Below are 23,415 nucleotides of genomic sequence, written 5' to 3' on the forward strand. Positions count from 1 at the left end.
TTGCGTGGCTGATCAACGGGTCACCTTCGTTCGGGTCAGATGTCGCGGCGGTGGAGGAGGGTTGCGGACCAGGTCAGCATCAGGATGACCCAGCCGAGGACCACCACGGCGGAGAGGCCCGGGGAGAGCATCACGTCGGGGGCGTCGCCGACCTGGACCATCGCCTCGGAGGCGTTCCGGAACATGCCCTGCAGCGCGAGGGTCGGGAAGTACGGCAATGCGCTGTGGAACGAGGTGGGCAACGCCGACAGCAGCACCGACGGGAGAACGACCAGACCGAGCACGTACGCCGAAAGCGCGCCCGCCGTACTGCGCAGCAGCGTTCCCAGCGCGAGTGCCATCAACCCGGCCGCCACGCTGGCACCGGCCGCTCCGAACAAGGACCGGGTGATCCCCGGATCCCCCAAAGAAGCGCGGAGAGCGCTGTCTGTGAACGCCTGATACGTGAGGAACGCGCCGAAGTACGCGACCAGCAAGGAAGGCGTCGCCACGACGACGAGGACCACCGCCTTCGCCCACAACACCGGCAGGCGCCGCGGTACTGCGGTGAAGGTCGCCCGGATCACGCCGGACTGGAACTCTCCGGTCATCATCGTCAGCCCGAACACCCCGACCGCCATCGCGAACAGCAGGAAGCCACCGCCCACGCTGAGCGTCGGATCGGTCGGCCGGTCGTGGTTCGTGTGGCCGATCCAGCCGGAGAGAGCGCTGAAGACCACGGGGAGCGCGATCAGCACGCTCCAGTTCGTCGACGACAGCTTGGTCCACTCGGATCGGAGTACGCGCCGGAAGGTCACCCCGTCCTGCTCGCCGTCGCTCATCGCAGACTGCCCAAGGGCGCGACCACGTCGCGGGTCAACAGTGCCGCCGCTCATCGCAGACCGCCTGAGAACTCGACCGCGTCACCGGTCAGCTGGAGATAGGCCTCTTCGAGGGAGGCGTGGCCGGAGGTGAGTTCGGCCATCGGCAGATCGGCGAGCAGGCGCCCGCGCCCGACCACCACGAGCTGATCCGCAGTGAGCGCCATCTCGCTGATCAGGTGCGACGACACGAGCACCGTCCGACCCTCCGCCGCCTGAGCCCGGAGCAGATTGCGTAACCAGTGCACGCCCGCCGGATCGAGCCCGTTCGTCGGCTCGTCGAGAACCAAGGTCGACGGTTCGCCCAGCAGCACCGCCGCGATCCCGAGCCGCTGACGCATCCCGAGCGAGTACTCCGCCGTGGACCGCCCCGCCGCCGAGGTCAGCCCGACCGCGTCGAGCACCTCCTCCACCCGAGAGAGCGCGATCCCATGAGTCTGTGCCAACGCCAGCAGATACCGGTACGCCGTACGCCCGCGTTGCACCGGAGTTGCCTCGAGCAACGCCCCGACCTGGCGCAGCGGGGCAGGCAACGCGGCGTACGGCTGTCCGTCGATCTTCGCGGTCCCGCTGGACGCCTTGGCCAGCCCGAGCAGGATGCGCATCGTCGTGGACTTCCCGGCTCCGTTGGGGCCCAGGAACCCGGTCACCCGGCCCGGCCGTACGGTGAAGGTGAGCCCGTCGACCACCACCGCGTTGCCGTACTTCTTCGTCAACTCCTCGATCTCGATCATGGGTCAGACGCTAGGAAACGTGGCTGTACCCAGGCGTCCGGCGGACGTCTACTCCACCGGCGCGCGCCGTACATCCAAAGACGTAGCCGGAGCCTCGGGGTGTCGCGGCCCGGCACTCAACCACCGCGTTCGACAATGTCGAACGAGAGTTGTTGTGCCGCCTCGCAGACCCTCCTAGATTCCAGTTCTCCGTGGTCGTCACGGGGTGGAAGGGAGACCAAGCATGGCTACGACTGAGGCGGTCAAGGCGAAAACCCTTCTGGGGGAGTGTTCCGCCGAGCTCGCCGGCACGTTCATCCTGATCCTGTTCGGCGTCGGCGTCGTGGCCCAGGTGGTCGCGGGCGGGATCGGGAACCACGACTCGATCGCGTGGGCCTGGGGACTCGGTGTGACATTGGGCATCTACGTGGCGGGCCGGATGACCGGCGCGCACCTGAACCCGGCGGTGACGATCGCGCTGGCGGCGTTCCGCGGGTTCAGCTGGAAGAAGGTGCTGCCGTACTCGGTGGCACAGTTCCTCGGAGCGTTCCTGGCGGCGCTCGTGGTTCGCTGGAACTACACCGAGGCACTGCACAAGGTCGACCCGGGCCTGACCATCAAGACCCAGGGCGTGTTCTCGACGCTGCCCGGCAACGGCAGCATGGATCTCGGCGTCCACATGTGGGGCGGCTTCCGCGACCAAATCATCGGTACCGCGATTCTGATGATGGTCATCCTGGCCATCACCGACCTGCGCAACACCTCCCCGGCGGCCAACCTGGCGCCGTTCATCGTCGGCCTGCTGGTGGTCGGCATCGGGATGGCGTGGGGCACCAACGCCGGGTACGCGATCAACCCGGCGCGCGACTTCGGCCCGCGGCTGGCATCGTTCTTCACCGGCTACGGCGGAGCGATGAAGGACCAGTTCGGGGACGTCTATTTCTGGGTGCCGATCGTGGCACCGATCATCGGCGCGCTGGTCGGCGCGGCCCTGTACGACCTGCTGGTCGGCCGCTACCTGCCGATCTCGGACGAGGACGAGGAGCCGGGCCGGATTCCCGAGGGCGATCCCGAGGCCGAGACCAGGGCCGCCACCGCATGACCACCAAGTGTGAGGAGAGGACTATCCATGGCTGACTTCGTAGGTGCCGTCGACCAGGGCACCACGAGTACCCGCTTCATGATCTTCGACCACTCCGGCAACGAGGTGGGCAAGCACCAGCTGGAGCACGAGCAGATCCTGCCGCAGGCCGGTTGGGTGGAGCACAACCCGGTGGAGATCTGGGAGCGCACCAGCTCGGTGATCCGGACCGCGATGAACGCGCAGGGACTGCAGGCGAGCGACCTGGCGGCGCTCGGCATCACCAACCAGCGCGAGACGGCCGTGGTGTGGAACCGCAAGACCGGCCGGCCCTACTACAACGCGATCGTCTGGCAGGACACCCGGACCGACCGGATCGCCTCGGCCCTGGACCGTGAGGGCAAGGGCGACGTGATCCGGCAGAAGGCCGGTCTGCCGCCGGCGACGTACTTCTCGGCCGGCAAGGTGCAGTGGATCCTGGAGAACGTCGACGGGGTGCGCGAGGCCGCGGAGGCCGGTGACGCCGTCTTCGGCAACACCGACACCTGGCTGCTCTGGAACCTCACCGGCGGCACCGACGGCGGTTCGCACGTCACCGACGTGACGAACGCCAGCCGGACCATGCTGATGAACCTCGAAACGCTCGACTGGGACGACGAGCTCATCTCGTTCTTCAACATCCCGCGGCAGATGCTGCCCGAGATCCGGCCGTCGTCGGACCCGAACACGTACGGCGAGACGCTCACCAACGGCCCGCTCGGCGGTCAGGTGCCGCTGACGGGTGACCTCGGCGACCAGCAGGCGGCCACGGTCGGCCAGGTCTGCTTCAAGCCGGGCGAGGCCAAGAACACCTACGGCACCGGCAACTTCATGCTGCTGAACACCGGTACCGAACTGGTCCGCTCGAAGGCCGGTCTGCTCAGCACGATGTGCTACAAGTTCGGCGACGAGGACCCGGTCTACGCGCTGGAGGGATCCATCGCGGTCACCGGTTCCGCGGTCCAGTGGCTGCGCGATCAGCTCGGCATCATCTCCGGTGCCTCCGAGACCGAGACCCTGGCCCGTCAGGTCGCGGACAACGGCGGCGTGTACTTCGTACCGGCGTTCTCCGGGCTCTTCGCGCCGTACTGGCGGTCCGATGCGCGCGGTGCCATTGTCGGCCTGTCCCGCTTCAACACCAACGCTCACCTGGCGCGCGCAACACTGGAAGCGATCTGCTACCAGAGCAAGGACGTGGCGGACGCGATGGAGAAGGACTCGGGCGTGAAGCTCGACGTGCTGAAGGTGGACGGCGGTGTCACGGCGAACGAGCTGTGCATGCAGATGCAGGCCGACATCCTCGGCGTACCGGTGAGCAAGCCGGTCGTCGCGGAGACCACCGCACTGGGCGCGGCATACGCGGCCGGCCTGGCGACCGGGTTCTGGAAGACCAAGGAAGAACTCGTGCAGAACTGGAACGAGGACAAGCGCTGGAACCCGGAGTGGAACGACGAGCAGCGTGCTGAGGGGTACAAGGGCTGGGAGAAGGCCGTCCAGCGCACGCTCGACTGGGTGGACGTCGACTAGTCCGGCAGCGGCACGTAGTACGAGGTAGTAGAGGCAAGGCAACGGAAGGAAAGCACAGTGGGCGCAGTGGCTCTGTCACCGCAAGCGAGGTCCGAGGCCATCGACGCGATGGCGGACGGCCGGGAACTGGACGTCCTGGTGATCGGTGGCGGGGTGGTCGGCACCGGGTCGGCCCTCGACGCCGCCACCCGGGGTCTGACCACGGGGTTGCTGGAGGCTCGCGACTTCGCGAGCGGCACCTCCAGCAGGTCCAGCAAGCTGATCCACGGCGGTCTGCGCTACCTGGAGATGCTCGACTTCCGTCTGGTGCACGAGGCGCTGCAGGAGCGCGGTCTGCTGCTGCAGCGTCTCGCACCCCACCTGGTGAAGCCGGTGCCGTTCCTCTACCCACTGCAGCACCGGTGGTGGGAGCGGTTCTACGCCGGCTCAGGTGTGGCGCTGTACGACGCCATGGCGCTCAGCTCCGGGCTCGGCGCGGGTCTGCCGATCCACAAGCACCTCACCCGCCGCGGTGCGATGCGACTGGTGCCCAGCTTGAAGAAGTCCGCTCTGGTCGGCGCACTGCAGTACTACGACGCGCAGGTGGACGACGCGCGTCACACGATGGAGTTGGCCCGTACTGCGGCGTCGTACGGCGCTCATGTCGCCAACCGGGTCAAGGTGACCGGGTTCCTTCGGCAGGGCGAGCGCGTGACCGGGGTTCAGGCGAAGGATCTGGAGAGCGGCCGCGAGTTCGAAGTACGGGCCAAGCAGGTCGTCAACGCGACCGGGGTGTGGACCGACGACACCCAGGCGATGGTCGGCGAACGCGGGCAGTACCACGTCCGTGCCTCGAAGGGGATCCACCTCGTCGTACCGAAGGACCGGATCCAGTCCAGCACCGGGATGATCCTGCGGACCGAGAAGTCGGTGCTGTTCATCATCCCGTGGGGCCGGCACTGGCTGATCGGGACGACGGACACCGACTGGAACCTCGACAAGGCTCACCCGGCCGCGACCAGCAAGGACATCGAGTACCTGCTCGACCACGTCAACGCGGTACTGACCACCCCGTTGACGCGGGAAGACGTGGAGGGCGTGTACGCCGGTCTCCGGCCCCTGCTGGCGGGGGAGTCGGAGAGTACGTCGAAGCTCTCCCGCGAGCACGTCGTCGCACATGCGGCGCCGGGGCTCGTGGTGGTTGCCGGTGGCAAGTACACGACGTATCGGGTGATGGCCAAGGATGCCATCGACGCGGCCGCGAATGCCCTCGACGGCCGGGTCCCGAAGTCGGTCACCAAGAACACGCCGCTGGTCGGCGCCGACGGGTACCACGCGATGTGGAACCAGCGGCACCTGATTGCCCAGCGTTCGGGGCTGCACGTGGCCCGGATCGAGCACCTGCTCAACCGGTACGGCGCGCTGATCGACGAGGTGCTCGCGCTCGTCGAGAAGGATCCGTCACTGGGCGAGCAACTGCCCGGTACGCAGGACTACCTGAAGGCGGAGATCGTGTACGGCGCCACCAATGAAGGCGCTCGCCACCTCGACGACGTCCTGGCGCGCCGGACCCGGATCTCGATCGAGGCCTGGGACCGCGGCGTCGAGGCCGCCGAAGCGGCGGCCCGGCTGATGGCCCCGGTGCTCGGCTGGGACGAGGAGACCATTGACCGCGAGGTCTCCTTCTACCAGCAACGCGTCCAGTCCGAACGCGACTCCCAGGACCAACCCGACGACGAATCCGCCGACAAGGTCCGCCTCGGCGCCCCCGACATCGTCTCGCCGGCCTGACCAACCTGCTTGCGTCCGAAGAACCGAGGGCTCTGACCCTCGGCTCTTCGGACGTTGCTGTTCAACGGGTCATGACTGTGGCGATGAGGGCGGTGCCGGGGGCTGTGCGGCCGCCGGGGCCGGGGGAGGGGGTGGTGGTTTCGGTGGTGAGGGGATCGCCGCATTCGGAGCAGCAGACGGTCGGGGTGGTGACCTTGCCGCAGGTCGTGTGGGTGAAGCGGATCGGCTGACCTGCGGGTGGAGTGGCCCAGCGGTCGCCCCACGCAGTGAGAGCGATCAGGACCGGGATCAGCTCCCTGCCGGCCTCGGTCAACGAGTAGGCGTAGCGCACCGGGCTCTCCTGGTACGGCGTACGCGCTACGAGGCCCGCGGCCATCAGCGTGTTCAGCCGGTCGGTGAGCAGGTTGCGCGAGATGCCCAGGTCGGTGACGAGCTGGTCGAAGCGGTCCAGGCCGAGGTAGAGATCACGCAGTACGAGCGGACTCCACCAGTCGCCCATCACCTCCAGGGACTGGGCGAGTGAGCAGTGCATCCCGGCGAAGCTCGTGTTCCGCATGCCCGCATTCTAGTCAGTTGCGTCATTGAACTCACTAGGCCTAGGCTCGGAAGCTCACCGACGAGGGGATGGGCGGATGTATCACCGGATCGTGGCCGGCAAGGTGCGGAAGGTCTTCGCGGAGATCAGCGCGGGCAATTGGGAGGCGATGGTGGCGGGGATGGCGCCCGAGTTCACCTACCGGTTCTACGGCGATCATGCGCTGGCCGGCGAGCGGCACACGCACGAGGCGCTGCGGCGCTGGTGGCAGCGCTGTTTCAGGTTGTTGCCTGAGACAACGTTCGAGGTGCGGGACGTGCTCGTCGCCGGCTGGCCGTGGCACACCAGAGTGGCGACCGCTGTCACCGTGGACGTCGGGCTCGTCGACGGAACGCGGTATCAGAACGTCGTCCACCAGTTCGTCACCATGCGCTGGGGCAAGATCACCGAGGTGCGGACGCTGGAGGACACCGCAGTACTGGAGCGCGCGCTGGACCGGCTCGCGGCGGCCGGGATCGAGGAGGCGCACGCCGCGCCGATCACGGACGAAGTACCGGCTGCGGTCTGACGTTACTGATCGGGGCGGATCCAGCCGAACGTGCGCTCGACTGCCGCCTGCCAGTTGGCGTACTCCGTGGCGCGGCGGTCGGGGTCCATGTTGGGGAGCCATTGGCCGGCGCGATGCCAGTTGCTGCGCAGGCCCTCGAGGTCGGGCCAGTAGCCGACGGCGAGCCCGGCGGCGTACGCGGCGCCGAGGGAAACGGTCTCGGTGACCATCGGCCGGACCACTCGGACATCGAGGAGGTCCGCGAGGAACTGCATCAGCAGGTTGTTCGCGGTCATCCCGCCGTCCACCTTCAACGCGGTGAGCGCGATCCCGGAGTCCGCGTTCATCGCGTTGACGACCTCCAGCGTCTGGAACCCGGTCGCCTCCAGCACCGCCCGGGCCAGATGGCCCTTCGTGATGTACGACGTGAGCCCCGCGATCACCCCGCGCGCCTCACTGCGCCAGTGCGGCGCGAACAACCCGGAGAACGCGGGCACGATGTACGCACCGCCGTTGTCCTCGACGGTCCGCGCCAGCGTCTCGATCTCGGCCGCCGTGTGGATCAGCCCCAGCCCGTCACGGAACCACTGCACGAGCGAGCCGGTCACCGCCATCGACCCTTCGAGCGCGTACGCCGCCGGCTCGGACCCGATCTGGTAGGCGACCGTCGTCAGCATCCCGTGCGTCGACCGGACGATCTCCTTCCCCGTGTGCAGCAACAGGAACGACCCGGTGCCATAGGTGCACTTCGCCTCGCCCGGGCTGAAACAGGTCTGGCCGAACAACGCGGCTTGCTGATCCCCGAGCGCCGCCCCGATCTGCACGCCGGGCAGCACCTCGGTTGCCGTCGCGAAGACCCCCGACGACGGCCGGATCTCCGGCAGCACGCACCGGGGCACATCGAAGGCCGCGAGCAGTTGGTCGTCCCACTCCAACGTCTCGATGTTCATCAACATCGTGCGGCTGGCATTCGTCACATCGGTCGCGTGCAACCCGCCGTCCGGACCGCCGGTGAAGTTCCAGATCAGCCAGGACTCCATCGTGCCGAACAGCACCTCACCCCGCTCCGCACGAGCCCGCAGCCCAGGGGTGTGATCGAGCATCCAGCGTAGCCGGGGCGCGGAGAAGTACGTCGTGAGCGGAAGCCCGCAGAGGTCGGCGAACCGGTCCGCGCCCTCGGTGCCGGCGAGTTCCTTGATCAGCCGGTCCGTCCGGGTGTCCTGCCAGACCACCGCATGTCCGATCGGCTGGCCGGTCCGGCGGTCCCAGAGCAGGCTGGTCTCGCGCTGGTTGGTGATGCCGATGGCAACGATCTGGGAGGGTTCGGCGCCGATCTGACGGATCGCGGACGGCACCACCCGGGTGACGTTGCGCCAGATCTCGGCCGCGTCGTGCTCGACCCAGCCCGGCCGGGGGAAGTGCTGTTTGTGTTCGCGCTGCGCCACCGACACCAGCCGCCCGCGCCGGTCGAACAGGATGCAGCGGGTCGAGTTGGTGCCCTGGTCCACAGCCGCGACGTACTGCTCAGCCATCAGCGATCCTCCCGCAGGTCCCGGCCGATGGCCTCCGCGGTGGCCCGGACCATCGTCACCAGGTCGGCCCGGTGCCGCAGCCGGCTGTCGCAGATGCGCTCGATCCGGCCGGTGAGCCCGACCGCTCCGACCACGAGCCCACCGAGGCCGCGGATCGGCGCCGCGATCCCGGCCAGCTCGATGGTGTGCTCCTCGAACTCACCCGCCCAGCCCCTGGCCCGTACGGCGGCCAGTTCGTCGAGCAACTTGGCCGGCTCGACGATCGTCCGGGTCGTGTAGGCGTCCAGTTTGCGCGGCTTGGCCGTCCCGCCGGCATCGAACGCGAGCACCGCCTTGCCGAGCGCGCAGGCGTGCGGCGGCAACGTCGTACCGACGTCCAGGTTCTGGTCGCTGTCGTCGGGGCGGAAGACGTGGTGGACGACGACGACCTTGCCCTCGACCAGGCGGCCGACGCGGACCACTTCGCCGCTGCGGGAAGCCAGTGAGTCGGCCCAGTTGATCGCGCGGCTGCGCAATTCGTTCGGGTCCAGGTAGGTCTCGCCGAGCCGGCCGAAGGCGTCGCTCAGGTGGTAGTGCGCGCCGCTGTGGTCCTGTTCCACGAAACCGACCTGATGCAGGGTGCGGAGGATGCCGTGCACGGTCGTCTTGGCCAGGCCGAGCGCGTTGCCGAGATCGGCGACCCCGAGGCCGTTCGGCGCCGCCGCGAGCAGCCGCAGCACTGCGGCAGCTCGCTCGATGGACTGCACACTGCCCGGCACACCCCGCAGGCTACCTGTGAAACCGCTGAGTGGCTTCGGTTCACGGGCCCGATCTACCGGCTCATTCGGTGGCGATCGCCCGCAGTACGTCGAGGCGCGCTGCGCGGCGTGACGGCCAAACAGCAGCGAGTACGCCGACCGCTGCCGCGACCACCACGGTGACGAGCAGTTGGAGCACCGGGACATCGAGCACGCTGAGCCCGTCGTCGACCATCACGGCCTGGATCGAGGCGCCGAAAAGTACCCCGATGACGACGCCGAGCAAGGCGCCGAGCAGGCTGATGGCGATCGATTCCACCTGCAGCATCCGGCGCAGCTGCGGCCGGTCCATCCCGATCGCGCGCAGCAGTCCGATCTCCCGGGTCCGCTCGACGACCGCGAGGGCCAGCGTGTTGACGATGCCCAGCACGGCGATCAGTACGGCGAGCGCCAGCAGCATCCCGATCACTCCGAGGGCGGCGTTGATCGGCCTGCGCTCGCCTTGGGCGTACGCCTGCTGGTCCCGGACGAGCAGCGTCGGGTAGTCGTGCAGCTGACCGAGGACGGCGAGCCGAACCGGGGCGAGATCGGTGCCCTGGGCAACTTCGACGTACAGGGTGGTGTCGGTCGGGGCACCGCCGAGTTCGGTGAACCTGGCGAGGGAGACCACGATGCCGTTGAGCTGGCGGTTGGGGGCGATCACGGCACCGACCGTCACCGGGTGCTTGCCGCTTCCGGTGGTGAGCTGGAAGCTCTTGCCGACGGTCAGGTCGAGGGTCCGGGCGACGTTGCGAGGGATGACCGCCTGGCCGCTCTCGAGCGCGTCGAGCGAACCGGACTCGACCTTCGTCGTGATGGGCCCCTCGAGGCTTCCGTCGTCGACGCCGCGGAGGTCGAACATCCGGGTGTCCGCCTTGGCCGGCATCTGCCGGACCCGGTGCACGGCCGAGACACCCGGTACGGCGCTGATCCGGTCGCCGACCTGGCCGGCGAACGCGCCGCCGCCGTCGTTGCTGACGACCAGCTCCGACGTGCCGATCGCGTCGGCGATGTTGCGGTCGACGGAGGCCTTGGCCGAGGCGGCGATCACCACCAGCCCGCTGATCAGAGCGACGGAGATCATCAGCGCGGACGCGGTCGCGGAGGTGCGGCGGGGGTTGCGTTCGGCATTGCGCCGGCCGAGGGTGACCGGGGCCTGACGGCCGAACGGCGACATCAGCCCGCGTACGGCGTACCGGCTGATCAGGGGGCTGGTCATCACCACGGCCAGCAGGGCGACGGCGGCGCCGAGGCTCAACAGGATGGCGGCGGGCAGGCCGCGGACCTTCTGGGCGATCAAGTAGAGCGTGGCCGTCATCAGGAACATGAAGCCGCCGATGATCACGCGGACCAGCAGCGAACGCTCGGGGATCGTGGCGTCATCGCGCATCGCCGCGACGGGCGGCAGCTTGCCGGCCCGACGAGCGGCCGGGTACGCCGCGGCGAGGGTGACGCCGATGCCCACGACGTACGCCGCGATGATCGTGGCCACGCTGATCTTGAGGCCCGAACTGGGAACGGCGAGATCCAGGTGCTGGTAGGAGAACTGCAGTCCCGCAGCCACGCCGGCGCCGAGGAGCAGCCCGAGGGTCGACCCGATCGCACCGATCACGAGTGCTTCGGCGAGGACCGTGCCGGTGACTTGGCCGCGCGAGGCGCCGATGGCGCGCAGCATCGCGAGCTCGCGTGAGCGCTGGGCGACGAGCATGGCGAAGGTGTTCACGATCAGGAACGCGCCGACGAAGAGAGCGAGCGCGGCGAACAGCAGCAGTACTGCGCTGTAGCCGCCGAACGTGTCGCTCAGCGCGCTCTTGCCCTCTTCGGAGACCTGAGCCGCTGTGCGGACGCGGACATCCGGGCCGGCCAGGGCCGCTATCGCATTGCTGACCGCCTGTGGGTCCTGACCCGGGTGAACCGCGACGCCGATGGAGGTCCAACCAGGGTGGCCGAGGAGAAAGAGCTGAGCAGTCGCTGCGTCGAACGTGACGAGCGGGGCTCCGGCTGACGAACCGGAGAGCATCGGCGTGGTGATTGCCGCGAGGGTGGCGGTCACGGCTCGGGTCGGGGTGATCACCTTGATCTGGTCGCCGAGCTGGAAGCCTTCGCGCTCGACGGTCGACTGGTCGAGACCGAGCTGCTTCTGGCCCCACGGCTGGTTGCCGTCGAGCAGCTTGAACGGCGCGGTCCGGGGATCGTGCGGCCAGGCGGAGGCGAAGATCGGTACGCCGTACGTGGCGGTGTGTTTGCCGTCCGAGCCGAGGATCTGGATGCCGCCGACGAGGAGTTGCGGGTCGGTCCCGGCGACGCCCTGGACGGCGGCGATGCGGTCGGCGAGGCCGGAACTGAGCGTCGGCGGTTCGGCGCTCGTCGTACCGGCTGTGGTGTCGAGTGCGGTGACCGGGGTGATGGTGATGTCGGCGGTGCTGCCGGCGAAGTTCTTCTTCAGTGCGGCCGAGAGGGTGTCGGTGAAGATCATTGCGCCGGCCACGAAGGCGACGCCGAGGAGGACGGCGACCGTGCACAGGACGAAGCGGAGCCGGTGGGCGAGGACCGACCTGAGGCCGAGCTTGAGCATCAGCCGACCTCGAGTTGCTTCATCGCGTCCAGGACCGAGTCGGCGGTCGGATCGAGCAGTTCCGAGCGCAGCCGGCCGTCGGCGAGGAAGAGCACCCGGTCGGCGTACGACGCCGCGGTGGGGTCGTGGGTGACCATCACGACGGTCTGGCCGAAGTCGCGGACGGAGCGGTGCAGGAAGCCGAGTACATCGGCGGACGATCGGGAGTCGAGGTTGCCGGTCGGCTCGTCGGCGAACGCCACGTCGGGCCGGGAGACGAGCGCGCGGGCGCAGGCGACCCGCTGCTGCTGACCGCCGGAAAGTTCGGCCGGTTTGTGGGTGAGCCGGTCGCCCAGGCCGATGGTGGCGATCACGGTGTCGAGCCAGGCCTGGTCTGGTTTGCGCCCGGCCAGGTCGAGGGGGAGCGTGATGTTCTCCAGCGCGGTCAGCGTCGGTACCAGGTTGAACGCCTGGAAGACGAACCCGACGCGGTCCCGGCGCAGGTGGGTGAGCGCCTTCTCGGGCAACCGGGTCAGGTCCACGTCGCCGAGCAGCACCTGGCCGGTGGTGGGGCGGTCGAGACCCGCGAGGCAGTGCAGCAGGGTCGACTTCCCCGAGCCGGACGGACCCATGATCGCGGTGAACCGGCCCTTGCCGAAGTCGACACTGACGTCGGCCAGCGCGTCGATCCGGGTCTCTCCGCGGCCGTAGCTCTTCCCGACCTCCAGCGTCCGGATCGCGATCCCCGGGCCGGGCGCTGAGTCGAGGGGCTGGTCCGAGCCGGCGAAACCGTCCACAGTCACGCCCCGAACGCTATCCGTAGGACGGTCCGGTCGAGGCCACCGCCACCCGGGCCGAGCCGTTGACACGTCAGTCACCGAGGAGCACCTTCGGGGGTGACAGGCCACCGACGGGAACAGGCGAGGGGTCGCCAGGGTGGCCTTGGGGGGCTTTCATGAGCATGTCCGATTTGAGGCGACGTCACGTCGAGCTACCGCGGAGAAGACGCCGGCTGGTCTCCGGCGCGGTCGCGGTCCTGCTGGTGATGCCAGTGGTGCTGGTCTGGTCCGCGCCGCAGGCTTCAGCAGCGAACCTGACCGCGAGTCTGGTCCGAACCGTGCTGACGTCCAACTTCAACCCGCCGTCGCCGGATCCGTCCGGGATCACCTACAACAGCGACCGCGACACCCTGCTGATCTCCGATGCCGAGGTCGACGAGGTCAGCATCTTCCACAACGTCAACCTGTACGAGACCAGCCGTACCGGTGTCCTGCAGGACACCGGCGTCACCACCAGCTACACCCACGAGCCGGCCGGCATCGGCTACAACCCCGCCAACAAGCACGTCTTCCTCTCGGACGACGACCAGGCGCGGGTGTACGAACTGGCAGGCGGCCCGGACGGACGCTACGGAACGAGCGACGACATCCGCACGACCTTCAGTACTGCGGCCTTCGGCGGTGGGGACTCCGAGGATGTCGAGTACTTCCCGCCCACCAACGAGGTGTTCGTGCTCGAGGGCGCGGACACCGATGTCCATCGGGTCTCGCCGGGTCCGGATGGACTCTTCAACGGGGTCGCCCCGACCGGTGACGACATCGACACGGAGTTCGACATCGGCCGGTACGGCGTGGACGACCCGGAGGGGATCGGGTTCTACCCGGGCCGCAACACGCTGCTCGTCGTCGACAGCGCCTCGGAGACGGCGTACGAGTTCAACCGCAACATGCAACTGGTGAACAAGATCAACATCGCCGCCTCGAACCAGGTGTTCGCGGCCGGCATCACCGTCGCGCCGGCGACCAACGATCCGAGTCGCTGGGATCTGTACATCGTCGACCGCGGCGTGGACAACGACACGACCCCGTCGGAGAACGACGGCAAGTTGTACGAGATGTCGGTCGCGCTGCCGCCGATCGGGAACCTCGCTCCGGTCGTCTCGGTAGGACCCGACCAGCCGACACACGTGGGCGAACCGCTGACCCTGCAAGCCGTCGTACGGGACGACGGGTTGCCGACGGCATCGACGACGGTCAGTTGGCAGGTGGTGAGTGGGCCGGGCACCGTGACGTTCGGCTCACCACAGTCGCCGCAGACGTCTGCAAACTTCAGTAGCGCGGGGACGTACGTCGTACGGGCGGTGGGGAGCGACTCTGCGCTGTCCGGATCCGATGACCTGGTTGTGTCGGTTGTCGCGGCGGGTGGGGCGCTTCCGCTCGACACTCCGGTGCAGCGGGCGTTCGACGATGTCGAGCAACGTCCTACTGGCTATGCGGACTGGGTCGGCACGACGCTGAACATCCCCAACGCCGGTACGACCACGCAGACGATCGGGCTGCGCTTCGACAATCTCGAGGTGCCGCAGGGCGCGACGATCACCGAAGCGTGGGTGCAGTTCACTTCGGCAGGGGCCAATTCGGGGACGAGCGCGGTGCAGATCTACGGGGTGGCGGAGAACGACACGGCCGCCTTCACTACCTCTCCGACGACTGTGACTTCACGTCCACGAACCTCGGCACGCACTACCTGGAACCCGGTGGCGTGGACAGGGACCGGGCAAGCGGGGACAGCTCAGCGCACAGCTGACATCCGTGCTGTGGCGCAGGAAATTGTCAGCCGGCCTGGTTGGCGCAGGGGTAATGCGTTGGGCTTGTCGTTGAGTGGCACAGGGGAGCGGCGAGCGTCGTCGCATGACGGCCCGGCGACTCCGGTGCTGCACGTTGCTTACACCGTGCCCTCTGGGAACACAGCGCCGGCCGCTGCGTTCACGTCCAACTGCACGGGCTTGTCCTGCGGCTTCAACGGCTCGGGGTCGTCAGATGCAGAGGGGCCCATTGCTGGGTATGCCTGGGACTTCGGAGACGGCGCGACTGGGTCGGGAGTGCAGCCGTCGCACAGCTACGGAGTGGCCGGCACCTATACGGTCGCGCTCACTGTGACCGACGGCGGAGGGCTCACCAACCGCGTCATGCATCAGGTCACAGTGGGGTCGACGTCCACCGGGATCGGCTTCCACGGCGGGATCGGGTACGTCGGCAACACGACGGCGCCGGCCTTCGCCATACCGAGCACTGTGGTCGCGGGCGACGTGATGGTGTTGTTCGCGACGCTGAATCTGACGACGTCGTCGGTCACCGGGCCGACGGGGGTCACGGGCTGGACTCCGATCGAGAACGTCGTGTCCGGATCGCAGCGGACGATGGCCTGGTCGAAGGTCGCGTCTTCGACGGACGCCGGCCAGGCTGTGCGGCTGACGTTCGACGTGTATACGAAGGTGGCGATGCAGTTGACGGCGTACAGCGGTGCGTCGTTGGGTGTGGTGAGTCAGCGGTCGGACGCCACTACTACGACTGCGCATGTGACACCGACTGTGAACGTGGGCAGTGCTGGCTCGTGGCTGTTGTCCTACTGGGCGGACAAGTCCTCGACAACTACGAACTGGACGGCGCCGGCTGGTTCCGTGACCAGAGATGTGCGGATCGGGTCGGGCAGCGGACTGATCGCTGCGCTGGTCGCTGACAGCGGCGCGCCGGTGCCCACGGGGAGCGCCGGTGGTTTGACCGCCACTACGAACGCGGCCAGCCGGGCGACGATGATCAGCGTCGTCCTCACGCCGTCGGGGTGAACGTCTACCGCTGAATGAGTGCGGTGCCGGGCGCACGTAGTACAAGTGCATCCGGCACCGTCTCGCTCGTCGCGCGGTCAGGCGTTGAGGACCGGCGGGTGGGTCAGGCGTCGATGACGACCGGGATGATGACCGGGCGGCGGCGCCAGTGGCGGTAGGTCCAGTTGCCGACGGCGCGGCCGACCAGCTCCTCGAGCTGGTGCACCTCGCCGATGCCTTCGCGGGCAGCCTTCGCGAGGGTGTCCTCGATGATCGGCTCGACCGCCTTGAAGGTGGTGTCGTCGTGGACGAAGCCGCGGGCCAGGAAGTCCGGCGGCTCGGCCAGCTTGCCGGTGTGTGCGTCAACCAGCAGGACGACGGTGACGACGCCCTCCTCGGCCAGCGCGCGGCGGTCCTTGAGGTTCGCCTCGGTGACCCCGCCGACCGTCATCGCGTCGACGTACACGTAGCCCGCGTCGACCTTGCCGGTGATCTTGGCGCGGCCCTGGTCGAGATCGACCACCACACCGTCCTCGGCGATGATCACCCGATCAGCCGGTACGCCGGTGGCGACGGCGAGTGCGGCGTTCGCCTTCAGGTGCCGGTACTCACCGTGGATCGGCATCACGTTGCGCGGCTTCACCAGGTTGTAGCAGTAGACGAGCTCGCCCGCGCTGGCGTGGCCGGACACGTGCACCTTCGCGTTGCCCTTGTGTACGACGTTCGCGCCCCAGCGGATCAGGCCGTTGATGACCGCGTAGATCGCGTTCTCGTTGCCGGGGATCAGCGAGCTGGCCATCAGGACCGTGTCGCCCTCGCCGATCCGGATCATGTGGTCGCGGTTGGCCATCCGGGACAGCGCGGCCATCGGCTCGCCCTGCGAACCCGTACAGACCAGGGTGACCTTGCGGTCGGGGAGCTTCTCCAGCTCCTTCAGGTCGACGATCAGGCCCTTCGGGATCTTCAGGTAGCCCAGGTCGCCGGCGATACCCATGTTGCGGACCATCGAGCGGCCCACGAAGGCGACCTTGCGGCCGCCGGCCTTGGCCGCGTCGAGAACCTGCTGGATGCGGTGCACGTGGCTGGCGAAGCTGGAGACGATGATCCGGCCCGGCGCGGTCCGGAACACCGTGTCGATGGCCGGACCGAGATCCTTCTCCGCGGTGGTGAAGCCGGGCACCTCGGCGTTGGTGGAGTCGGTCATGAACAGGTCGACACCCTGCTCGCCGAGCTTGGCGAAACCGCGCAGGTCGGTGAGCCGGCGGTCGAGCGGGAACTGGTCCATCTTGAAGTCGCCGGTGTGCAGGACGACACCGGCCCTGGTCCGGATCGCCACGGCGAGGCCGTCGGGGATCGAGTGGTTGACGGCGAAGAAGTCGCACTCGAACGGGCCGAGTTTGCGCCGGTCGCCTTCCTTGACCTCGATCGTCTGGGGCTTGATCCGGTGTTCCTTCAGCTTGGCGGTGATGAACGCCAAGGTCAGCTTCGATCCGATCAGCGGGATGTCGCCGCGTTCCTTCAGCAGGTACGGCACGCCGCCGATGTGGTCCTCGTGGCCGTGGGTCAACACGATGCCGTCGATCTTGTCCAGGCGGTCCCGGATCCAGCTGAAGTCGGGCAGGATCACGTCGACGCCCGGCTGGTGCTCCTCCGGGAACAACACACCGCAGTCCACCACCAGCAGCCGGCCCTTGTGCTCGAACACGGTCATGTTGCGGCCGATCTCACCGAGCCCACCGAGCGCGACGATGCGCAGGGCGTTGTCCGGCAGGCGGGGCGGTGTTCCCAGGTCGGGATGCGGGTGACTCATACCCTGGACGGTATCCGAGACCAGTGCCCGCCCCTGGCACCGACCGGTGTGAACCCGACCTCAACCCGCTCTGCTAACACCCCACCCAGCCCCCACCACGTACCCCGCCGGCGCGTCTGTCGTGCCCTGGCGGGTGTCAGCCGTCGACTCCGACGAGGTCGACGCCGGCTGATTCCTGGGCGACCTCTTCGACCGAGCGGGACGGCAGGGGCGGGGGAGTGCCGCCCCAGGACGGGCAGAGCGCCTTGTGGTCGCACCAGTCGCACAACGGGCCGGGGCTCGGCCGCCAGTCGCCGGACTCCAGCGCCCTCGTGATCGCGCTCCACAACGCGGTGACCTTGCGCTCGCAGGCCCGCAGATCCGCTTCGTCAGGGACGTAGCGGACGATCTCGCCGTTGCCCAGATACACCAGTTGCAGCATCGCCGGTACGACGCCGCGCAGCCGCCACAGCACCAGCGCGTAGAACTTCATCTGGAACAACGCCTTCGCCTCGAAGAACTCCGACGGCGACCGGCCGGTCTTGTAGTCGACGACCCGGATCTCCCCGGTCGGCGCGACGTCGAGACGGTCGACGTACCCGCGCAAGGTCAGGCCGGAGTCGAGCTCGGTCTCGACGTACAGCTCCCGCTCGGCAGGCTCCAGCGCGTTCGGATTCTCCAGCGTGAAGTACTTGCCGAGCAGTTGATGGGCCTCCGCGAGCCACTTCGCGAGCTCCTCACCACCGGCATCCTCGGCGAACAACTCGGCCACCTCGGGCTCGGCCTCGAGCACGTGCTGCCACTGCGGCTCGAGCATCTCCGCGGCACGCTCCAGCGTCCGCTCGCCGGCCGGCAGATCGAAAAGGCGCTCCAGCACGCCATGCACGACAGTCCCGCGAACGGCGGCCGACGACGGCTTCTCCGGCAACCGGTCGATCACCCGGAACCGGTACTTGAGCGGGCAGCTCATGAAATCCGCCGCCCGGGACGGGGACAGCGCCCCGCGAGGGTGGCCGTGCACATCGACTGCCGCTGCAACACTCATACCCGGAAGGCTAGGCGAGACCACCGACACTCCGCTCGCACGCCGCACCCCACCTGTGGACAACTCGCCCCTGACCTCACAGCGAACTCCCAGCGGGCTCCGGGGAAACGATCGGAACCACTCGTCATTCTTGGAGAACAGCCGATCGAGGAGACCAAGAGATGACGCACGATCACGAACACGATCTGGGCCTGGTCCACGACCTCGGCACCCTTCGCCGCCGCAACGTCCTCCGCCTCTTCGCCGGCGCCGGGATCGCCGCCGTCGCCGGTTGCGCCGCCGACACGACCGGTACTGCGAACAAGCCGACCACACCGACCACCAGTACGACGTCCAGCTCAGCAACACCGTCCACCTCGACAACACCGTCCACCTCGGCCAGTACTCCGTCCGACTGCGTCCAGGACATCCCCGAGGAGACGGCCGGGCCGTACCCCGCTGTCTACGTGTGGCATTGCGACGCGCTGGGGCGGTACTCGATGTACGACGACGAGATCAGCGACGAGAACTACCTCCGCGGCGTACAGGCAGCCGGTGCCCAGGGCAAGGTCACCTTCACGACGGTGTTCCCCGCGGCGTACCAAGGGCGCTGGCCGCACATCCACTTCGAGGTGTACGCGTCGCTGTCCGAGGCGACTGCTGCAGGGAAGATCAGCGCCACTTCACAGCTCGCCCTGCCGGAGGACGTCTGCAAGACGGTCTACGCCACGAGTGGCTACGACGGGAGCACGCAGAACCTGGCGCAGACCTCGCTGCAGCGCGACATGGTGTTCGGTGACGACAGCGGCGTACATCAGCTCGCAGCGGTCACCGGCAGCGTGCAGGACGGGTACTTGGCTCAGCTAACTGTGGGCGTGTAGCGCGGTGTTACCGGTGGACCAGTAGCGTTACCTCGATGTCGGAGTCGCATGATCCCCAGAGTCCCGCTCAGCCTGCCGGTCCACCGCCCGGCACCTGGGTGCTCGGCCGTGTCAAAGGGGTGCGGCTCACCATGCGGGTCACCTGGCTCCCGGTCGCCGTACTGCTCGCACTCGGCTTCTCGACCGTCATCGGCGAGCAGTTCCCGGAACTGGGTAGCTGGCGGTACGTCGCGTCGTTCGCCTTCGTGGTCGCCTTCACCGTCTCGATCCTGATCCACGAACTGGCCCACGCGCTGGTGGCGATGCGGTACGACATCCCGGTGACCGAGATCAACCTCGGCTTCTTCGCGGCTGGTACGCACATCGAGGGCGAACGGAAGACGCCGTTCGAGGAGTTCGCCATCTCGATCGTCGGCCCGCTCGCTTCGCTGGTCGTCGGCGGACTCGCGTACCTCGGCGCGCGGGCGATCGACGAGGGCGTCGGCTACGTCGCGCTGTTCGAGCTCGCATTGGCGAACCTGATCGTCGGCGTCACCAACCTGCTGCCCGGTCTGCCCCTGGACGGCGGCTGGGTACTGCGAGCCTTCGTCTGGAAGCTGACCGGCAACATGCACACCGGCACGATCGCCGCCGCCTGGGCCGGCCGGCTGATCGCGATCTCGGTGCTCGCCGCCCCCGTCGTACTGGAAGAGGTCTTCGACCGCCAGCCGACCTTCATCGACTTCGTGATCGCCCTGCTGGTCGGGTTCTTCCTCTGGATGGGCTCCACGGCGTCCCTCATGCAGGCTCGCCTGCGCCGCAAACTGCCCGCCCTGCAGGTCCGCGCCCTGGCCCGCCGAGCGATCGCAGTACACGCCGGTACGCCAGTATCGGAAGCCGTCCGCCTCGCCTCTGAACAGCGAGCCGGCGCGGTCGTCGTGATGGACGGCGAAGGACGGCCACACGCACTCGTCTCGGAGGCAGCCGTCAACGCGGTCGCCCCCAACCAGCGCCCGTGGACCACCGTCGGCGAAGTCTCCACCCGAATCGCCGCCGGCCACATCATCGGCATCAACGACACCGGCGAAGAAATCCTCACCACCCTCCGCCAGAACCCGGCCACGGAGTACCTGGTCCTCGACCCCCACGGCCAGGTCTACGGCGTCCTGGCCACCGCCGACGTAGAAGCAGCCTTCCGCACCCGCTAGTACCTCGCCCGTCATCCACGGTCCCGAGCTCGGTGGGCTTGACTCCCGTCGGAGGGTTCCCCCATTGCTAGAACAGTGGGGGAACCCTCCGACGGGGAGTCAGCCCGTCTCTTCCGGTGGGGGTGCAGCTCGGCCGGCCGCTCCGGAGGTGGGCGCGATGCGGGGGTGGCGTGGGGGTGGAAGTTAAGGTGAGCGCCTTATGTCTGATCTTCGTGATTTTCCTGATGCCTCGTTCTCCGGGGTGCACCATGGTCCGTTGCAGGCGGGCGAGTGGGTCACCTTGTCCGACTCGAAGGGGCGCCGGCACTCGGTGTTCCTGGAGCGGGGGAAGATCTTTCACACCACCAAGGGTGGGATCGAGCACGACGAGTTGATCGACGGCCCGGATGCGGTGGTCGTACGCTCGAAGGGCGGCGTCGAGTACCTCGCGCTGCGGCCGTTGATGGCCGACTACTCGGTGTCGATGCCGCGGGGTGCGGCTGTGATCTACCCGAAGGACACCGCCCAGATCGTCACCATGGCCGACATCTTCCCGGGTGCGAAGGTGGTCGAGGCCGGTGCCGGATCGGGTGCGCTGACCACTGCGCTGCTCAGAGCTGTCGGAATCCACGGCCAGGTGATCTCGTTCGAGCGCCGCGAGGACTTTGCCGAGGTGGCCCGGAAGAACGTCACCGGGTTCTTCGGTGCCGAGCACCCGGCCTGGCGGCTGCAGGTGGGTGACCTGGTCGAGTCGCTGGACGAGGAGGACGTGGATCGCGTCGTACTCGACATGCTCGCCCCCTGGGAGTGCGTGGACGCCGCGGCGGGTGCCCTGGTGCCGGGCGGGGTCTTCTGCGCGTACGTCGCCACTACGACCCAGCTGAGCCGTGTCGTGGAGACTTTGCGGGCTCATGGCGAGTTCACCGAGCCCAGGGCCTGGGAGTCGCTCGTGCGCGACTGGCACGTCGAGGGACTGGCCGTTAGGCCGGGGCACCGGATGCAGGGGCACACGGCGTTCCTGGTGACCGCTCGGCGGATGGCGCACGGCGTACAGGCACCCCGGAAGAAGCGCCGGCCGGCCCCGGGCGCGTACGGCGACGACTATTCCGGGCCCCGGAAGTCCGATACACCCGAAGACACGCCGCGGGCAACGGATTCATCCGCAACCGACACGTGATGGGATTCAGCTTGCTCAGTGAGGTTTTCTGGGTAAGGTCCATAGGGTCGAGCCCCACATGGTGAGGTGATGATCGTGGCTGGAGACGAGAGTCCTACCGCGGCAGAGCTGCGTAATCAGGTCAGGTACCTGGAGGCCGAGGTCGCAGCGTTGCGGCGGAGGTTGTTGGAGCACCCGGCGGACAGCCGGTCGCTCGAGAGCAGACTGTCCGAAACCCAGGCGTCCTTGGCGAGCGTGACCGCACAGAACGAGCGGTTGGCGGAAACGCTGCGCGAGGCCCGAGAGAAGATCATCGCCCTGAAGGAGGAGGTCGACCGGCTGGCGCAACCGCCGTCCGGTTTCGGGACCTTCCTGGGCCGCAACGACGACGACACGCTGGACGTGTTCACCGGGGGACGTAAGCTCCGGGTCGCTGCAAGCCCCTCAGTCGACCTGGACGCGCTGAAGCTCGGCCAGGAACTGATGCTGAACGAGGCGCTGAACGTGGTCGAGGCCTGCGACTTCGAGGTCGTGGGCGACGTGGTGATGCTGAAGGAGTTGCTGGCCGACGGCGAGCGGGCTCTGGTGATCGCGCAGGCGGACGAGGAACGCGTCGTCCGGCTCGCCACACCGCTGCTCGACATCGCCCTTCGGGCCGGTGACTCGCTGCTGCTGGAGCCCCGCTCCGGCTATGTCTACGAGAAGATCCCGAAGTCCGAGGTCGAGGAGCTGATCCTCGAAGAGGTCCCGGACATCGACTACACCCAGATCGGTGGCCTGGCCGGGCAGATCGAGCAGATCCGCGACGCGGTCGAGCTGCCGTACCTGCACAAGGACCTGTTCCTGGAGCACGAGCTCAAGCCGCCGAAGGGCGTCCTGCTGTACGGCCCGCCGGGCTGTGGCAAGACGCTGATCGCCAAGGCGGTGGCGAACTCGCTGGCCAAGAAGGTCGCCGAGCGGACCGGGGTGGAGGGGCAGAAGTCGTTCTTCCTCAACATCAAGGGTCCCGAGCTGCTGAACAAGTACGTCGGTGAGACCGAGCGGCACATCCGCCTGGTCTTCCAGCGGGCCCGGGAGAAGGCCTCCGAGGGCATGCCGGTGATCGTGTTCTTCGACGAGATGGACTCGCTGTTCCGTACCCGCGGCTCCGGTGTCTCCTCCGACGTCGAGAACACCATCGTTCCGCAGTTGCTGAGCGAGATCGACGGTGTCGAGGGCCTGGAGAACGTGCTCGTCATCGGCGCCTCCAACCGCGAGGACATGATCGACCCGGCGATCCTGCGGCCGGGCCGGCTCGACGTGAAGATCAAGATCGAGCGGCCGGACGCGGAGTCCGCGCGCGACATCTTCTCGAAGTACCTGACCACGACGCTGCCGCTGCACGCCGACGACCTCGCCGAGTTCGGCGGGGACAAGGCCGAATGCGTCAACGGGATGATCCAGCGCACGGTCGAGCGGATGTACACCGAGGCCGACGAGAACCGCTTCCTCGAGGTCACCTACGCCAACGGTGACAAGGAGGTCCTGTACTTCAAGGACTTCAACTCGGGCGCGATGATCCAGAACATCGTCGACCGGGCCAAGAAGATGGCGATCAAGGCCTTCCTGGACGACAACCAGAAGGGTCTGCGGGTGCAGCACCTGCTGCAGGCGTGCGTCGACGAGTTCAAGGAGAACGAGGACCTGCCGAACACGACCAACCCGGACGACTGGGCCCGGATCTCCGGCAAGAAGGGCGAGCGGATCGTCTACATCCGCACGCTCATCTCCGGCAAGCAGGGCACCGAGCCGGGCCGCTCCATCGACACGGCCACCAACACCGGCCAGTACCTGTAACAACGTAACCCCAGCCGCCCCGGTC

General features: G+C 68.0%; 18 protein-coding genes. 9 read left to right on the top strand and 9 right to left on the bottom strand.

All coding sequences use genetic code 11. The features are described from left to right. Nucleotides 1-35: 35 nt before the first annotated feature. The gene (locus tag DIZ26_RS07340) at nucleotides 36-821 is read right to left on the bottom strand and encodes an ABC transporter permease subunit (protein ID WP_157979635.1); all 786 of its coding nucleotides are present in this window, start codon (nucleotides 819-821) and stop codon (nucleotides 36-38) included. Nucleotides 822-871: 50 nt separating this feature from the next. Next, nucleotides 872-1,594, bottom strand: a complete 723-nt coding sequence (locus tag DIZ26_RS07345; RefSeq protein WP_112238924.1) for an ABC transporter ATP-binding protein — start codon at nucleotides 1,592-1,594, stop codon at nucleotides 872-874. Between the two features lie 223 nt (nucleotides 1,595-1,817). Here DIZ26_RS07345 and DIZ26_RS07350 point away from each other — a divergent pair, with 223 nt between their 5' ends. Genes DIZ26_RS07350 through DIZ26_RS07360 form a run of 3 tightly spaced genes read left to right on the top strand, consistent with a single transcriptional unit; the run spans nucleotide 1,818 to nucleotide 5,990 of the window. Next, complete coding sequence (locus DIZ26_RS07350; RefSeq protein ID WP_112238925.1) at nucleotides 1,818-2,675, top strand: MIP/aquaporin family protein; 858 nt, start codon at nucleotides 1,818-1,820, stop codon at nucleotides 2,673-2,675. Between the two features lie 27 nt (nucleotides 2,676-2,702). After that, entirely contained in the window at nucleotides 2,703-4,220 is a 1,518-nt protein-coding gene (gene glpK / locus DIZ26_RS07355) for a glycerol kinase GlpK (RefSeq protein ID WP_112238926.1), read from the top strand. Between the two features lie 57 nt (nucleotides 4,221-4,277). Then, nucleotides 4,278-5,990 (top strand): glycerol-3-phosphate dehydrogenase/oxidase, encoded by a 1,713-nt coding sequence (locus tag DIZ26_RS07360; protein ID WP_232828176.1) that lies wholly within the window; start codon nucleotides 4,278-4,280, stop codon nucleotides 5,988-5,990. 61 nt (nucleotides 5,991-6,051) lie between these two features. Here the strand turns inward: DIZ26_RS07360 and DIZ26_RS07365 are convergent, their stop codons facing one another. Beyond that, a complete protein-coding gene (locus DIZ26_RS07365) occupies nucleotides 6,052-6,546 on the bottom strand; it encodes a winged helix-turn-helix transcriptional regulator (RefSeq protein ID WP_112238927.1) in 495 nt (164 codons plus the stop codon). Between the two features lie 76 nt (nucleotides 6,547-6,622). On the opposite strand from DIZ26_RS07365, the gene DIZ26_RS07370 reads away from it, so the two are divergent. Further along, nucleotides 6,623-7,093: a nuclear transport factor 2 family protein gene (locus DIZ26_RS07370; protein WP_112238928.1), complete on the top strand. Its 471-nt coding sequence runs from the start codon at nucleotides 6,623-6,625 to the stop codon at nucleotides 7,091-7,093. Nucleotides 7,094-7,095: 2 nt separating this feature from the next. Here the strand turns inward: DIZ26_RS07370 and glpK (DIZ26_RS07375) are convergent, their stop codons facing one another. The 4 genes from glpK (DIZ26_RS07375) to DIZ26_RS07390 form a co-directional block, all read right to left on the bottom strand. Beyond that, nucleotides 7,096-8,604, bottom strand: a complete 1,509-nt coding sequence (glpK, locus tag DIZ26_RS07375; protein ID WP_112238929.1) for a glycerol kinase GlpK — start codon at nucleotides 8,602-8,604, stop codon at nucleotides 7,096-7,098. Further along, a complete protein-coding gene (locus DIZ26_RS07380) occupies nucleotides 8,604-9,362 on the bottom strand; it encodes an IclR family transcriptional regulator (protein ID WP_112238930.1) in 759 nt (252 codons plus the stop codon). Before DIZ26_RS07380 ends, glpK (DIZ26_RS07375) begins: the two co-directional genes overlap by 1 nt. Before the next feature lie 61 nt (nucleotides 9,363-9,423). Beyond that, nucleotides 9,424-11,955 (bottom strand): ABC transporter permease, encoded by a 2,532-nt coding sequence (locus DIZ26_RS07385; protein WP_112238931.1) that lies wholly within the window; start codon nucleotides 11,953-11,955, stop codon nucleotides 9,424-9,426. Further along, nucleotides 11,955-12,731, bottom strand: coding sequence for an ABC transporter ATP-binding protein (locus DIZ26_RS07390; protein WP_112238932.1), 777 nt, complete (start codon nucleotides 12,729-12,731; stop codon nucleotides 11,955-11,957). Before DIZ26_RS07390 ends, DIZ26_RS07385 begins: the two co-directional genes overlap by 1 nt. 158 nt (nucleotides 12,732-12,889) lie before the next feature. Here DIZ26_RS07390 and DIZ26_RS07395 point away from each other — a divergent pair, with 158 nt between their 5' ends. Continuing rightward, complete coding sequence (locus DIZ26_RS07395; protein WP_157979636.1) at nucleotides 12,890-15,559, top strand: PKD domain-containing protein; 2,670 nt, start codon at nucleotides 12,890-12,892, stop codon at nucleotides 15,557-15,559. A gap of 103 nt (nucleotides 15,560-15,662) precedes the next feature. Here DIZ26_RS07395 and DIZ26_RS07400 read toward each other — a convergent pair whose 3' ends face one another. Then, on the bottom strand, nucleotides 15,663-17,348 hold the full coding sequence (locus tag DIZ26_RS07400) for a ribonuclease J (RefSeq protein WP_112238934.1): 1,686 nt from the start codon (nucleotides 17,346-17,348) through the stop codon (nucleotides 15,663-15,665). A gap of 136 nt (nucleotides 17,349-17,484) precedes the next feature. After that, the gene (locus DIZ26_RS07405) at nucleotides 17,485-18,372 is read right to left on the bottom strand and encodes a RecB family exonuclease (protein ID WP_112238935.1); all 888 of its coding nucleotides are present in this window, start codon (nucleotides 18,370-18,372) and stop codon (nucleotides 17,485-17,487) included. Nucleotides 18,373-18,533: 161 nt separating this feature from the next. Between DIZ26_RS07405 and DIZ26_RS07410 the strand changes: the two genes are divergently transcribed. The 4 genes from DIZ26_RS07410 to arc all read left to right on the top strand — a co-directional run bounded on the left by DIZ26_RS07410 (nucleotide 18,534) and on the right by arc (nucleotide 23,390). Then, entirely contained in the window at nucleotides 18,534-19,232 is a 699-nt protein-coding gene (locus DIZ26_RS07410; protein WP_112238936.1) for a peptidase associated/transthyretin-like domain-containing protein, read from the top strand. 35 nt (nucleotides 19,233-19,267) lie between these two features. Continuing rightward, nucleotides 19,268-20,419: a site-2 protease family protein gene (locus DIZ26_RS07415; RefSeq protein WP_232828177.1), complete on the top strand. Its 1,152-nt coding sequence runs from the start codon at nucleotides 19,268-19,270 to the stop codon at nucleotides 20,417-20,419. A gap of 199 nt (nucleotides 20,420-20,618) precedes the next feature. Beyond that, nucleotides 20,619-21,575, top strand: a complete 957-nt coding sequence (locus DIZ26_RS07420) for a tRNA (adenine-N1)-methyltransferase (protein ID WP_112238937.1) — start codon at nucleotides 20,619-20,621, stop codon at nucleotides 21,573-21,575. A gap of 69 nt (nucleotides 21,576-21,644) precedes the next feature. Next, the gene (gene arc / locus DIZ26_RS07425; protein ID WP_112238938.1) at nucleotides 21,645-23,390 is read left to right on the top strand and encodes a proteasome ATPase; all 1,746 of its coding nucleotides are present in this window, start codon (nucleotides 21,645-21,647) and stop codon (nucleotides 23,388-23,390) included. Nucleotides 23,391-23,415: the final 25 nt, after the last annotated feature.

Origin of the sequence: Kribbella monticola, assembly GCF_003261635.1 — a bacterium.
Taxonomy (GTDB): domain Bacteria; phylum Actinomycetota; class Actinomycetes; order Propionibacteriales; family Kribbellaceae; genus Kribbella; species Kribbella monticola.